The sequence below is a fragment of the Gordonia liuliyuniae genome (assembly GCF_021738805.1).
Lineage (GTDB): Bacteria > Actinomycetota > Actinomycetes > Mycobacteriales > Mycobacteriaceae > Gordonia > Gordonia liuliyuniae.
On record NZ_JAKKOR010000007.1, the window covers coordinates 293,224 to 307,124 of the forward strand.

The 13,901-nt window shown below is 65.2% G+C and carries 15 protein-coding genes; 4 read left to right on the forward strand and 11 right to left on the reverse strand.

All coding sequences use genetic code 11. The features are described 5' to 3' along the window. Positions 1-71: 71 nt before the first annotated feature. Genes L5G33_RS10250 through L5G33_RS10260 form a run of 3 tightly spaced genes read right to left on the reverse strand, consistent with a single transcriptional unit; the run spans position 72 to position 2,056 of the window. The gene (locus tag L5G33_RS10250) at positions 72-368 is read right to left on the reverse strand and encodes a hypothetical protein (RefSeq protein ID WP_236998070.1); all 297 of its coding nucleotides are present in this window, start codon (positions 366-368) and stop codon (positions 72-74) included. 26 nt (positions 369-394) lie between these two features. Next, a complete protein-coding gene (locus L5G33_RS10255) occupies positions 395-1,210 on the reverse strand; it encodes a mycofactocin-coupled SDR family oxidoreductase (RefSeq protein WP_236998071.1) in 816 nt (271 codons plus the stop codon). A 36-nt stretch (positions 1,211-1,246) separates the two neighbouring features. Beyond that, positions 1,247-2,056, reverse strand: a complete 810-nt coding sequence (locus tag L5G33_RS10260; RefSeq protein WP_236998072.1) for a MaoC/PaaZ C-terminal domain-containing protein — start codon at positions 2,054-2,056, stop codon at positions 1,247-1,249. Between the two features lie 190 nt (positions 2,057-2,246). Here L5G33_RS10260 and L5G33_RS10265 point away from each other — a divergent pair, with 190 nt between their 5' ends. The 3 genes from L5G33_RS10265 to L5G33_RS10275 are packed head-to-tail and all read left to right on the forward strand — an operon-like array spanning position 2,247 to position 4,205. After that, entirely contained in the window at positions 2,247-3,125 is an 879-nt protein-coding gene (locus L5G33_RS10265; RefSeq protein WP_236998073.1) for an LLM class F420-dependent oxidoreductase, read from the forward strand. Further along, positions 3,122-3,592 (forward strand): nuclear transport factor 2 family protein, encoded by a 471-nt coding sequence (locus L5G33_RS10270; protein WP_236998074.1) that lies wholly within the window; start codon positions 3,122-3,124, stop codon positions 3,590-3,592. Before L5G33_RS10265 ends, L5G33_RS10270 begins: the two co-directional genes overlap by 4 nt. 43 nt (positions 3,593-3,635) lie before the next feature. Beyond that, positions 3,636-4,205 (forward strand): TetR/AcrR family transcriptional regulator, encoded by a 570-nt coding sequence (locus L5G33_RS10275; protein WP_236998075.1) that lies wholly within the window; start codon positions 3,636-3,638, stop codon positions 4,203-4,205. 52 nt (positions 4,206-4,257) lie between these two features. Here L5G33_RS10275 and L5G33_RS10280 read toward each other — a convergent pair whose 3' ends face one another. From L5G33_RS10280 to L5G33_RS10315, 8 genes are read right to left on the reverse strand one after another with little or no spacing between them, the layout of a single operon-like run. Then, positions 4,258-5,433, reverse strand: coding sequence for a lipid-transfer protein (locus tag L5G33_RS10280; protein ID WP_236998076.1), 1,176 nt, complete (start codon positions 5,431-5,433; stop codon positions 4,258-4,260). Continuing rightward, positions 5,430-5,864 carry a MaoC family dehydratase gene (locus L5G33_RS10285; protein ID WP_236998077.1) on the reverse strand — a complete coding sequence of 145 codons (435 nt, stop codon included), beginning with the start codon at positions 5,862-5,864 and terminating at the stop codon, positions 5,430-5,432. Before L5G33_RS10285 ends, L5G33_RS10280 begins: the two co-directional genes overlap by 4 nt. Beyond that, positions 5,861-6,277 (reverse strand): Zn-ribbon domain-containing OB-fold protein, encoded by a 417-nt coding sequence (locus tag L5G33_RS10290; RefSeq protein ID WP_236998078.1) that lies wholly within the window; start codon positions 6,275-6,277, stop codon positions 5,861-5,863. The genes L5G33_RS10285 and L5G33_RS10290 overlap by 4 nt, the downstream gene beginning before the upstream one ends. Beyond that, positions 6,274-6,813, reverse strand: coding sequence for an FAS1-like dehydratase domain-containing protein (locus L5G33_RS10295; RefSeq protein ID WP_236998079.1), 540 nt, complete (start codon positions 6,811-6,813; stop codon positions 6,274-6,276). Before L5G33_RS10295 ends, L5G33_RS10290 begins: the two co-directional genes overlap by 4 nt. Continuing rightward, positions 6,810-8,492 carry an AMP-binding protein gene (locus tag L5G33_RS10300; RefSeq protein WP_236998080.1) on the reverse strand — a complete coding sequence of 561 codons (1,683 nt, stop codon included), beginning with the start codon at positions 8,490-8,492 and terminating at the stop codon, positions 6,810-6,812. Before L5G33_RS10300 ends, L5G33_RS10295 begins: the two co-directional genes overlap by 4 nt. Beyond that, entirely contained in the window at positions 8,489-9,988 is a 1,500-nt protein-coding gene (locus L5G33_RS10305) for an MFS transporter (RefSeq protein WP_236998081.1), read from the reverse strand. Before L5G33_RS10305 ends, L5G33_RS10300 begins: the two co-directional genes overlap by 4 nt. Then, positions 9,985-11,127 (reverse strand): acyl-CoA dehydrogenase family protein, encoded by a 1,143-nt coding sequence (locus tag L5G33_RS10310; protein WP_236998082.1) that lies wholly within the window; start codon positions 11,125-11,127, stop codon positions 9,985-9,987. The genes L5G33_RS10305 and L5G33_RS10310 overlap by 4 nt, the downstream gene beginning before the upstream one ends. Further along, entirely contained in the window at positions 11,124-12,305 is a 1,182-nt protein-coding gene (locus L5G33_RS10315) for an acyl-CoA dehydrogenase family protein (protein WP_236998083.1), read from the reverse strand. The genes L5G33_RS10310 and L5G33_RS10315 overlap by 4 nt, the downstream gene beginning before the upstream one ends. 481 nt (positions 12,306-12,786) lie before the next feature. Here L5G33_RS10315 and L5G33_RS10320 point away from each other — a divergent pair, with 481 nt between their 5' ends. Further along, positions 12,787-13,878: a YdcF family protein gene (locus L5G33_RS10320; RefSeq protein ID WP_236998084.1), complete on the forward strand. Its 1,092-nt coding sequence runs from the start codon at positions 12,787-12,789 to the stop codon at positions 13,876-13,878. The last annotated feature ends 23 nt before the right edge of the window (positions 13,879-13,901 follow it).

Below are 13,901 nucleotides of genomic sequence, written 5' to 3' on the forward strand. Positions count from 1 at the left end.
CCTTTCGCTGTACCCGCTCACTACGGTCGGCGGCGTGGACGGCGAGGTTCCCGAAGCGATCGAAGTAGGTCTCACGTTTTCAGGTGCACCCCGTCGTGTTGGCCGACGACCCGGATCAGGACGAGGTCGTCCGGCTCGTTGAGTTGCCCCTCACGCACGACCCGTCGGCCCGACGACCGGAACGGGTTCGCGCTGTCGGACGCCGACTTGTCCGTGCTCGGTTTCGATCCTGCACGGTACGTCGAGTATCCCTCCGACGCCTGTTCCGTTCGCCGCAGGCACGTCGACAATGGGAGGCTCCGGCCCGAGCGAACCTCGCGCGGGAGATCGACGCGTTGTGAATCGCCCTCGCCCCCGATTCGTCCCATCGGAAGGCCTTCCCGGCGCCCCCCAGTCAGCGAATGAGGGTTCCCAGGTCGACGGGAATCTGCGATCCAGTGACATGGCGAGCCTCGTCGGATGCCAACCACGCCACTGTCGCGGCTATGTCTTCGGCGTCGCTCATGGTGTCCGGCAGCGCATTCATGAAGATGGGACCCAAGGTGTCGGCGTGCTCCGTAATCAACTGCTGCATATCGACGGGTTGCATATCGGTGTTCACCCCGGCGGGGTGGACGGTGTTGACCCGAATCCGATGCTGCCCGAGTTCGTTCGCGAGTGTCCTACACAGACCGACGAGGCCGTGCTTGCTCGCCGAGTAGGCGGCTGCGAACGGTACCCCGCGCAGTCCCGCAACGGAACTCGTCATCACAATGGCTCCACCTTGTCCCTGCTCGAGTAGGATCGGCACCGCGGCCTTCACCGTGTGGAACACCCCGGTCAGGTTCACGTCGATGGTCTCCTGCCACTGGTCCAGCGCGTGTTCCCACGTTGTGGCCGCGCTGCAGACACCAGCGTTCGCGATGATCACGTCGAGCCGGCCGAGTTCGCCGACCCCGTCTGCCACCGACTGCTGAAGTGCGTCGTAGTCACGAACGTCGACCTCCGCCGCCACAATGCGTCGTCCGAGCGCTTCGACCTCACCGACGGTCACAGCCAAGTCGTCGGAGGTCGCTCCGGGATAGGCGGGGAAATCAAAGGACTTGCAGATGTCGACGGCGATGATGTCGGCGCCCTCGCTCGCCAACCGGACTGCTTCGGCTCGCCCTTGCCCACGCGCTGCACCGGTGATGAACGCGGTCTTACCTTCGAACCGCCGTATTTGGGTCATGATTCTCCATTCGTGACTGTTGAGGTCTGCTGGGGCTCAAGCGAATGAGGCTCGGCCGGCCGTCAGGATGGGCCCGCGGGCAGTGGCGACGTCGAACTGCGCGTCCACGGCATCACCCCATGCGCGTATCTGTGAGGTGTCGCCAGGAAAGACCGGCGCTGCAAATCGGCCGGACAATGCGGTCAGGCTCGCCGGATGCGCACCCAGCATGTCCGCCAGAGGCAACGTCGCCGCGGCGAGCGTGCACAGCCCCTGCAGGATGGGACGTGGTTGCCCGATGCTTGCTGCCGCTTCGGGATCGATGTGGATGTGGTGTCGGTCGCCGGTCAGCCGGTAGAGCGCAGCCTGATCGACGCTGGTACCGAGGACACCGACCGAGTCGGGATCCTGTTCAGGCGCGGGCGATACCGATGGGCCGCGCTCGCCACCGAAACCACCGAATCCCGGGGCGAAAAGGGACCATCGCGCCACGAAGTAGTCGCTCTCGACGACCACTTCGTAGACCGCAGCGCGTCCTTTGTCCCAGACCTCACCCACATGTGCCGACATCGCGATCTCGCCGGACCGAGGTAGAGGTGCGACGACATCGAGAGTCTGCGATCCGTGCAGGGCCGATTTCGTGTCGAATGCTCCGAGCGCACCGAGTTCGTCCGGTGCCCACTGGGCGAGTGTCAACGCAAAGGTAGGCAGCACGCGAAGTCGATCTTCGAACACCAAGTCGAGGTCTACGGCTCGCGCACCGACTGCCAGTGCATATAGGATCGCGTCGCGCTCGTCGTAGCGCACAACCCGCGTTCCCAAGTCGACGCCGACCAAGCGAGCGGGAGTCGATGCCAGTTCGGTCATCGATCAGGGTCCTTCCTAGGCGTGCCGCGGAACTGTGGAACCGCAGACTCAGGCGGTCGCCGATCGGTGACCCCAGTCACTGTAGCCATTGGCTTCATTAACGTCAATGTACACGGAGGCTGCCCGGGAAACTCCCAAGAGTCGTATGCTGACCAAACAAGCGCTTGGTTGGCATCTGAAGGGTGAAGACATGAAATTCGCGGTGATCGCTCCTCCTGGAGCTGGACAATCGGCCGACCCCGACTGGATGTCAACATTCGCGCAGCACGTGGAGATGTGCGGGTTCGAATCGCTGGTGCTGGTCGAGCACACCGTGATGATGAGCCAGTACACCAGCGAGTATCCATACGCCCCTTCCGGGCGTGTCGATCTGAGCGCAGACTGCGACCTGCCCGACCCACTCGATCTGCTGTCATTCCTCGCAGCCCACACCGATACGCTCGGGCTCGCGACCGGCGTCTTGGTCCTGCCGAACCATCACCCCGTGGTGCTTGCCAAGCGGTTGGCGACACTCGACCGGCTCTCCAAAGGGCGATTGCGCGTATGCGTCGGAATGGGGTGGATGCAGGAGGAGCTCGAGGCGTGCGATGTCCCGTTCGCTGCGCGCGGCCGCCGCGCTGACGAACAGATCGCGGTCCTTCGCCAGCTGTGGGCGGGCGGAGCCGGGGGCGTCGACCACGACGGCGAGTTCTTCTCGTACCACGGCGCAGTCAGCTACCCCAAGCCTGCGCGGGCTTCCGGTGTCCCGATCCACATCGGCGGACACAGCCGGGCCGCCGCACGCCGCGCGGGTCGGCTGGGCGACGGTTTTCAGCCACTCGGCGTGCGTGGCAAGCAGCTGATTGAACTCCTGGATTTGATGCGCACGGCCGCCGACGCTGCCGGCCGGGATGCTGACGCCATCGACCTGTCCCTGGGCCACCTCGCGTCGCGGATCGACTTGGAAGGCGTGGCGTCGTTGGAGCGCCTAGGCGCCAACCGACTCGTGCTCGCGACCACCGAGACCGCGGACCTCGAAGAACTCAAGGACGAAGTGTCTGCCTGCGCCGACAGGCTGGAACTGCGATGATGCTGACACTCGATGACCGTCGTCAGATTGACGATCTCGTTGCCGGGTACGCGCACCTCGTCGACGCGAGGGAATTCGAGCGCATCGGTGACCTGTTCGTCCCCGACGCGGTGCTTACGGCGCCGGACCCGCCCGACGAGATGGGGCCCGTGCGGGCGTGCGGCGGAAGATCTGCGATCGTAGACGAGCTGAGCCGCCTAGGGGCGTTCGCCGTCACCTATCACGCACTCGCCGGAGCTGTGGTCTCCACCACCGGACCGGGCCGCGCGCGCGGAAGCGTCAAGTGTGTGGCCCACCACGTCATGTCGGCGGGCAAGGGTGCCGCCGACTTGACCTGGCACCTCCGCTACACCGACGAGTACGACCACTCGACCGGACGGTGGTTGATCGCTGACCGGGCGATCACGATCGATCTGATCGACCTGCATCCGGTGAAGCGAGCGCGGCCGCGGCCCTTTGAGGCCTGATCGGATCCGAGCGCCTGTTCACCCGCCGTATAGCATCGAGTAGATGGCTACCACGAGCAACATCAGCGGAAGTACTCGCGATCGAATCGTCGAAATCGCCACGGAGCTGTTCCTCACGCGTGGCTATGTCGAATCGCCACTGAGCGCGATCGCAGCTGAGGCCGGGATTACCAAAGCATCGCTCTACTACCATTTTCCGAGCAAAGACAGCCTCCTCATGGCAATCGTGGAGCCCTTGCTTCAGCGCATCGACGCCTTTCTCGCCGAGACACCCGCGCGGTACGACGAGTTCGAGGACCGGTGGCGTTTCGTGATGACATACGGAGCGCTACTGCAGTCGGACCGGCGCGTCATCACCCTGCTGAGCAAGCGGTCATGGGAATTGGACGACAACGGATTGGACGAGCGCTTCCGACAGCACATCGAGCGCGCCATTGAGCTGGCGACCCCGCCGGGCGCCGACGCCGAGACGCGCGTGCGCGTGATGCTCGGAATGGACATCTTGCAGCGGGAGTTCACCTACGCTCATGGCCGAATCCCGCTTGCCGACGTCGACGACCAGTCTCGTCAGGAAATCGCAGTGGACGTGATCCGCGGACTGTTGCAGTCCTGACCGGACTAAACGGACCGCTGGAGCGCGGCGGGCCACTGCGGCGCACCTAGGATCAGCCCACACCCAGGATGAGCGCTGACGTCGGCACTCCAGTGCCCGCGGTGACGAGCACGTTTCGCGCGTTGTCGACCTGGTTCACGGCCGTGCCTCGGATCTGACGTACCCCCTCGGCGATTCCGTTCATGCCGTGGATGTAGGCCTCGCCGAGTTGGCCGCCGTGCGTGTTCACCGGCAGCGACCCGCCGCGGACGGTGTGGCCGTCGCGAATGAAGTCCTTCGCTTCGCCTGGCTCACAGAAGCCGAACTCTTCGAGCTGGGCCAGCACGAACGGGGTGAAATGGTCGTACAGCACCGCGGTGTCGATGTCAGACGTGGTGAGGCCGGTGTCCGCCCACAGACGGCGAGCGATGTCCCCCATCTCGGGCAGCGCTCGATCACCGTCCTTGCGGTAGTAGCTCGTCATCGCATGCTGGTCGTAGCCCGAGCCCTGAGCAGCGGACCGGATGGTCACCGCCTCGCCTGCGAGGTCTTTGGCACGTTCGGGTGTGGTGACGATGAACGCCTGACCGCCGTCGGACTCCTGGCAGCAGTCCAGCAGGTGCAGGGGTTCGGCGATCCACCGCGACGCCTGGTGTTCCTCCAGCGTGATCGGACGGCCATAGAACCACGCCTTCGGGTTTGTCGCCGCGAAGTCGCGGACACCGACGGCGACGCGACCGAAGTCCTCGCTCGTCGCGGCGGACAAGTGCAGGTACCGCTGGGCGAACATCGCGACCCACGAGGCGGGCGTCATCAGCCCGGACGGCAGATACCACGAGAAGTGCGTCGCACGCGCGTCCGGCGCGAACCCCTCGGTGCTCATCGCCTGACCGAACCGGGCGCCACTGCGTTCGTTGAACGCGCGATAGCAGAGCACGGTCGTCGCCATACCGGAGGCGACGGCCATCGCCGCGTGCGCGATGGTGCCGGCCGCAGCGCCGCCGCCGTAGTCGACGAGACTGAAGAAGTCGATATTGTCGCAACCGAGGCCGCGAGCGACGTCGATGGTCGGCGAGGTGTCCATCGAATACGTCACCATCCCATCGATCGTTCGCGGGTCGACACCTGCGTCTGTGCAGGCGGCGAGACTCGCCTCGAGCGCCAGTTGGAGCTCGGAACGACCGGACGCCTTCGAGAATTCGGTGGCGCCGATGCCTGCGATCACTGCCTTGTCGCTGATATTGCTCATTTCTGCCCCTGTTTCTCGTCGGTCCAGAACCCCACCTGCACGGTTCCCGTGACATGCGCGCCCATGCTGTTCGTCCCGACCAACGCGACGGTGAGGTCATCGCCGTCGCGGGCGGTCACCTCGCCGGTGAACGTCATCGTGTCGCCGGGGAAGTTGGGCGCCCCGAGTCGGATGTTGATGCGGGAGATCCGCGACGTCGGGCCCGCCCATTCCGTCACGTACCGGTTCACTAGCCCGTTGGTGCTGAGAATGTTCATGAATATGTCTTTGGTGCCCGCGGCCACGGCGACGTCACGATCGTGATGCACCTTCTGGAAGTCGCGGGTCGCGATAGCGCCCGAGACGATCAGTGTCGCCGAGATCGGCACCGTCGACTCGGGGAGCGTCGTTCCGACGTCGGTGATGGGCGGGCGGTTCAGCGTGCGCGTCATGCGGGCACCTCCGCACGCACCCGCGCCACGGGAAGGGTCAGTTCGTCGTCCATCCGTTCGGGGGCGACGCTCAGCGCCATTCCGATCTCGATGTCATCGCGTGCGACGTCCTCCAGTGGCATCACGACACGGGCGCCTTCCTCGAGTTCGACCAGCGCCACGACGTATCCGGGTCGGAACGGCGGCACCACCGGGTGATGCAGCACGACGTAACTGAACAGCGTTCCGCGACCCGACATCTCTTCGCCGTGCCAGTCGAGACTGTGGCATGACGGGCACATCGGCACCGGCGGATGACGGAGTTCCGCGCATCCGTCGCACTTCTGGATGACGAGTCGGCCGTCGTTCAGTGCCTCGAAGATGAAGCCGTTGTCGAGGTTGACGGACGGGCGGGGGCGAAGCGCATCGGTCATCGCTCTTCCTTTCGATCTGCTGTGTCGCGTTTGCTGGGGTCATACCAGAGCGTGCGGAAACGCATGGTTCCCACGCGTACGTCGTTCTGGTCGGTATAGGTGACGAGTGTCGTGATGAAGTACCCCTCACCGAGCCCGGTCGTCTTCGGACCGACTATCGACTCGACGCGCTCGTGTGCGGTGAGCAGGTCGCCCGGCACGAGCGCCCGGTCGTACTCCTGGTCGCTGTTGACGGCGACCACGGCCGAGTATCCCGCGTCGCTGACCGCGCTGTACGCGTCTTCGACGTCCGTGCGGATCTCCGGCTCCGACGGATTTGTCATGTTCCAGACCTGCAGCGCCGATACCGGTGCGATCACGTCGGAGTATCCGGCGGCCCGCGCCACGTCGGGGTCGAAGCAGCGGGCATCGGTGTCCCCGAGTGCCTCACACAGATGATGAATCATCGGCCGATTCACGGTGTCACGTGCGACGCTCACCCGTTCGTGGCCTCGCTCGATGATCGCCGTGACGCTCGTCAACGGGTCGCTGATCATGGCATCTCCTTCGTTTGACCTTCGGGAACGAGGTTGGCGCGACCACACTCGGCGAACCGCTGTGCGATGTCGTCGCGGATCCCCGCGTCGATCGGGGTGTATGTGAGTGCCGCAGTCGGGCGGTAGTACACCGGTTCGGCAACGTCCCACCCGTGCCGGCGCAGGCGAGGCTTGTCGACCTTGCGCGTCGCAGTGACCGGTACGTCCTCGACCACACGGACGTATCTCGGAGCCCACTTGGCTCCGAGATCCGACTGGGCGGCGAGGAACTCTGCGAACGCGGCCGGATCGAACGACGTCGGATCCGCGATCTGCAACGTCGCCATCACCTGGTCACCGGTGCGCGCATCGGGCACCGGGTAGACGAGCGCGACCTGGACGTGGTCGAAGCGGGCCAGAATCCTCTCGATCGGGGCCGCCGAGAAGTTCTCGCTATCGACCCGGAGCCGATCACTTCCGCGGCCCGCGTAGTAGAAGTAGCCCTGCTCGTCGCGGTACCCGAGATCTCCGGTGAGGAAGATCTCGCCGCGGATGCGTTCGTCCATCGCGGCCTGATCTCGGTAATACCCTTCGAAGCCAGCGGCGCCACGCATATTCACTAGCTCGCCTGTCGCCTCGTCCGCATTCCGAATGCGTCCCTTCTCGTCGAAGAGCGCGCGCGGGCACTCGGTCATCGTCTCGCGGTTCATCACCGCGGCGTCGGTGCCCGCGTGCGGCAGGCCGAGAGATCCGGGAGGTGAGTCCTCGGTTCGGCTGATGCTCAAGCCGCCCTCGCTGGATCCGTACGACTCCGTCGGCCAGACTCCGAAACGTCGATGGAATTCGCGACGGTCCAGATCCGATGCCTCAGTGCCGAAGCAGGCTCGCAGCCGGGTGTGCGCTTCCTCCTCCCGTTCGGGCTGTGCCAGCAGGTAGGCGAGGGCACGACCGACATAGTTGAAGTAGGTGACGTTGTATTTGATCAGATCGGGGACGAACCTCGATGCCGAGAACCTCCGGGCCATCGCGAACGCCGCGCCGACGTTGACGGCGGGAGCCCAGCACGCGAACAAAGCGTTGCCGTGAAAGAGCGGCATACAGTTATAGGGGATGTCGTCGCGGGTCACACCCATGTGTGCGTAGTCGATGGTGCGCGCCATGCGTCCGGTCGAGCAGATCACCGCCTTCGGCGACCCGGTCGAACCCGAGGTGAACATCAACAGCAGTTGTGTCTGCGGATCCCCTGGCGACTCCACGTCCGGCCGGTCATCAGAGTGGCGACCGAGCAGGTCGGCGTAGGCGGGGTCGTCGAGCAACAGTACGCGGTCCGACGAGATGCCGATGTCGGCACCGTCGAGATGCGCCATCAATTCTGATGTCGTGACGAGGATTTCGACATCGGTGAAGCGAATGTCTCTGGCCAGCTCTTCGCCCCGACGGGTGAAGTTGACGCCGACAGCTGTCGCGCCCGAATATGCGGCCGCACCGACCAGGAACAGGAACTCCGGTTCGTTCTCGAGCATCACACCGATGTGGAATGGGCGTGCGTCGTCGTGCAGGGCGAGCATCATGTTCGCGCGCCGACGACTCTCGGAGACGAACTGGCGCCAGGTCCAGGACTCGTCTTCGAACAGCAACCCGACGTGGTCGTCGTCGGCGCGGCGGTCCAACGCATCGCGAGTGGTCAGGACGGTGTTCATCGGATCTCCTCATCGAGAGCAGGGGAAGGGGCAGCGGACGGTTCGCCCTGCGCGTGCGGTGGCTGCTGCGCGGGGATCCGCGAGACGACCACCATGGTGAGCAGACAGGCGGCAATGCAGACGCCGACCACCAGGTTCAGACCGGTTCGGGATGTGAAACTGTTGTCGCCGAGGATGATCGGCGACACGGTGAGCAGAATGGCCACCAGCGACGCGGCGACCGCTTGGAAGGTAGTGCGCACCACCGCATTGATCCCGGTGGCGGTCGACGTGTGCTCGGGAGTGACGCATTCGACGATCACCGTCGGCATTCCCGCATACAGGAATCCGTTTCCGAAGACGCTCAGCAGCAGCCCGGCGATGACGACGACCGGATTCGTCGGGGCAAAGCAGACGATCCCTAAGCCGACGATGACCAGACCCGAGCCGGCCATGAGGCCGGTCCGAGCACCATAGTTCTGACTGGTTCTTCCGATCAACGGCGCGATCGCGAATGATGCTGCGGCGGTGAGGAATCCGAGAACGCCGGCCATCGTCGCGCTGTATCCCAGGCCGACCGGCAGGGAAATGTCGCCGCTCGGGGAGTTGATGACGTTGGGCGTGCGATACAGGGTGATCGAGAGGACCGTCCCCATGCCGATCGGGCCGAGTGCGATCAACGCGGTCGCGACCATACCGAGTGAGAATTTTCGGTCGGCGAACATGGCTAGATCGATCATCGGGTCGGCGATGCGGCGCTCCCACTGATACCAGAGCACCAGGGCTGCCACACCGATGACGATGAACACCAGGACCTGCGTGCTGTTCCAGCCGACATCCTTGCTCGTGGTTGCGCCATAGAGTGTCGCAGCTATGCCACCGCCGAACAGAATGCCGCCGAACCAGTCGATGCCCTTCGCCGACGCCAAGGTCTCGGGTGGGTCGCGCCGAATCATGGTGCAGGCCAGGAAGGCTGACGCTCCTGCGAGGATGGCGGCAGACCAGAAGATCCAGTGCCAGGTTGCGTGATCGAGCAGCACGCCGCCGACTAGGGAACCCGAGGCGCCCGCGACCAGTGCTGACGTGCTCACTACGGCCACTCCGAGCGCGATCCGGCCCGCTGGGAACGACGCGCGGACGATTCCGATCGCCAGCGGAAGGATCGCCCCGCTGACGCCTTGCAGAGCGCGGCCGGCGATGAGGACGGTCAAAGACGGGGCGCACGCACTGATCACCGAGCCGACCAGAGAGACGATCAGCACAGCGATCAGTACGTTCCGCCGACCGAATTGGTCACCGAGGCGTCCGACGAAGCAGGTCGCGAGCGCCGCGGCCAACGCGTAGACGGTGACGATCCAGATCAGCGCCGACAGGTCTTTGGTGAAGAACTCTCCGGGGGTGTACAGCAATTGGGTCGCCATCGTGGTCTCAAATGCTGCGACGACTTCGGCGAAGACAAGCACCACAAGGGTGCCGATGACCCCGCCCTTCAGTGTCGATACTGGTGGGGTACTCACTGTTCGTCCTCCGTCGTCACGAGCGCACCGAGTTCGTCCCGGATCGAATCGGCTGCACCCCAGAGGATGTCGATCTCACGCGCCCATACGAAGAATCGATGGATGTGGTTGTCCAGGTCGGCGCCTGCGCCCCCGTGCAAGTGTTGGGTGGCGTGGACGACCCGGATCCCAGCCTGCTTCGCCCACCACGCTGCGACCAGTGCGCTCTCGTGGGCGTCGACACTCTCGCCGGGCTCGGTACACGCCGCATCCAGTCCGAAGGCGGCGTCGAGAACGGTAAGCTCGATCACCTCGGAATCGATCGACGCGTCGGCGGCGCGCATGGCGACGCCCTGGTTGGTCGAGAGGGGACGTCCGAACTGCTCGCGTTCGGAGACGTACGACGCTGTGCGGCGGACGGCTTCGTGGCACACCCCGCCCTGCAATGCCGCCGCGGCCACCAGCAGGTGCCTCCGGACCCACCCAGCGGCATCCGACCCCACGCCGACGAGTTCCTCGGCGGCGATCTGCACGTCGATGAAGGTTACGGCGGCGTGGAGTTGACCGCTGATGCCGCGCCAATGATCGAGCGAGACTCCGATTCGGTCGACGGGAACGACGGCGACCCGTTCGCCGTCGAGGGTGTGGAACGTGACCATCACATGGGAGGCGGCCGGAGCCAGATAACCGAAGTCGACTGCTCCGGTGAGAGTGAAGCCATCGGACGCTGAGGCTCCGTCGACGCGGGTGAGCGCCTCAGGGAGCAGCGCCGCGACCCGTGCCGAGCCCGCGACGATCTGTGCGAGCGTTGCCGACGGCCCGCCCAGCGAAGCGATCGCGAGGGCGGCCACCGCAGTAGTTGCGAGCGGAACCCGAGCGAGGTGCATGCCCTGTACGCGCAAGACTTGGACCAATCCCGACATGCCGAGGCCGGTGCCGCCTGCTGAGGATGGAAGGACCGCTTCGAGCAGACCGCCGTCCACGAGGTGCGACCAGATGCGCTCGTCGTACGCAGTCTCGTCCTCCTCCCCTGCCACAACGGCGGCGTCAGTGCTGAGCTCGGAGAACATCGCGACTGCCGCCTCGACCAGGCCCTTCTCGTCCTCCGATAGGTGAAAGTCCATGCACGGCGCGGGGTCCGTTGTCACCGTCTCGGTCATCGTGCGCTCCTCGTCATGCCAAGTCGCGTCCACGCGACAATCTCTCGTTGAACCTCGGCGACGCCGCCGCCGAAGGTGTTGATCTGCGCCGACAAGTTCAGGTGCGCCAGTCGACCGCCGTCGAACCGCCACGGCTCGTCGGTCACGCGCAGACCTCGAGCGCCGGTGATCTCGAGCAGTTTGCGATACACGTCGACCACCGATTCGGTCGCGAAGACCTTGGCTGCCGAGGCGTTGCCGGGATGGACGTCGCCATCGGCGGCGGCAGAGACGAGCCGCCAGTTCATCAGGCGCATCGCACGCAACTGCGCAGTCGCCTCAGCGAGAAGCGAACGGACCCAGCCCTGGTCACTGAGCCGCCCGCCGTCGGCAGTGCGCTGCTCGTTGGCCCACGCGCGGACGTCGTCGAGGAATCCCTCGCACATCCCCGAGTACGCGGCGAGGCCGACTCGCTCGTGGTTGAGCTGTGTCGTGATCATCCGCCAGCCGCCGTTCACCTCACCCACGACGTTGGATGCCGGTACTCGCACGTCGCTGTAATACGTGGCAGTAGTGCTTGCATCGCCGAGACAGCGAATGGGCGTGACCGAGAATCCGGGATCAGTGGTCGGCACGAGAATCAGCGAGATGCCCTTGTGCTTGGGAGCATCAGGATCGGTGCGAGCCGCTAGCCAAATCCAGTCGGCGCCGTCGGCGCTCGAGGTGAATACCTTGCCGCCGTTGATCACGTAAACGTCGCCGTCACGGACCGCCCGTGTGCTCAGCGAGGCGAGGTCGGTCCCGGCTGAGGGTTCGGTGTAGCCGATCGCGAAGACCAGTTCTCCCGCAAGGATCCGCGGGAGGAAGTATGCCTTCTGCTCCTGCGTTCCGTATTTCATCAGCGTGGGACCGACAGTGGTGAGCGTGATCATCGGGATGGGCGCCATTGCTCGGTACGCCTCGTCGAAGAACACGTACTGGGCGGCTTCGCCGCGACCCTGGCCGCCATATTCGACAGGCCAGCCGAGGCCGAGCCATCCGTCGCTGCCGATCTGGCGGAGGATTCGGTCACGTGTGGGGCCGCCTGCCTCGCCCTCGCTGAGCAAGGCGCTGCGGATCTCGGGAGTGAGGAGTCGTGTGAAGTAGCCGCGAAGCGCCTGGCGCAACTCGCGAATCTCATCAGATAGGTGGAGGTACATCGAGGTTCGGTCTCCCTCGGAGTCGGTGGGTATCTCCCTGTGATTGTGGGGGTGGTCACACGCTATCTACCTGCCGCACGGTAGGCAACCCCTTATATGGAAGCCCCTCGGCCAGACTGTGCGCACACGAGCGCCGACTCATCGGCGTCTTTATCAAACCGCCTCCCCGGTGCACCGAAGAGAGATATCGTCCCGCGCGCGACCGGCTGATCCATCCGGACTGCGGCACTTTCTATCGCGGCAATTCGGGCACTATCGCCTGTTTGACCTGCGGATTCTTTCCACAGCGGGAGACCCGGCACCGCCCCGATCGCAACCTTCGATCGACGCGCCCGGGCGCGACCCGCCGCCAACGGGTTCGCGGAAACGTGCCACGTCGGCGACATCGGTACGCGTGAATATTTCAGGTGGTAACCCCGCTGCCCGAGATCAGTACGCGGTGCATCCACGGCTCCGGCACCGCCGACCATAGAGTGCAGTCATGACGATCACGACGATCTGCTTCGGAGTCCTCGCCCTCGTGCTGTGGGCGGTGACGGTGACCCGTATCGTTCGGGAGCCTCGACGCACGAGTTACGGCATGGCCATCATCGGGTGCACAACCGCCACCTGGGTCTTCATCGTTCTGCTGTGCGCAGCACTGTCACCAGAGTCCGATCTCACCGACATCGCCGTCTTCGGTCCCGTGATGCTCGTGCTCGTCGTCGTGTTCGCGACGGGCGTGTATCTCCTGTTCAACGCTGTCGTCGTGGTCCGCCGCGAAGGCCTTCGGGTCGCGACCCTGGTGCCGGCCGCGTTCGGCCTGTTCCTGTTGGCGGTTCTCGCCGCTACGGTCGCCACCGGGATCGCGTTGGCCACTGTCGACTCGTACCTCACGATCGCACTTCTCGTCCCGTTCGTCGTGATACCGATCGCCATCGTGGTGATCACACTCGGCGGGTACACCGCGTATGCGGCCGTGTACGGACGTTTCAACAGGCCTGCCCCGTCCGACGCCGTCATCGTCCTGGGCGCAGGACTCTCCGGCGCCGCGGTGACGCCACTGCTGGCTGCCCGGATCGACCGCGGAATCGAGATGCTCGACGCAGCAACGGATCCGAGCCACGAGCCGCTACTCCTGCTGTCCGGCGGCAAAGGCGACGACGAGGTCGTCTCCGAAGCGGAGGCGATGGCGCGGTACGCGGTGGACGCCGGCGTGGCTGAGAATCGGATCGTCCGCGAAGACACGTCGACGACCACCGAGGAGAACCTGGTCAACTCGCGTGCAGTGCTCGCGGGCAGCGGCTGTGCCGCGCCGACGTTGACCGTCGTCACGAGCGACTTCCACGTCTTGCGCACTGCATCCCTGACGCGCCGCCTCGGACTGGACGCCACGGTCGTCGGCGCACCAACCGCCGCCTACTATCTGCCCGCCGCGTTCCTCCGCGAGTACACGGCGTGCCTGGTCCACTACCGCCGCGCCAACATCGCGATCTGGGCCGGGGCCTCATGTCTCGTGTGGGCGCTGCTCGCGCTCGTCTGGTACCTGGCCGGTATGCAGACTGAGGTCGTGGACGCGGTGTCCGTGTACTGACGCCCCGGCCTGTCAGCTCCCTC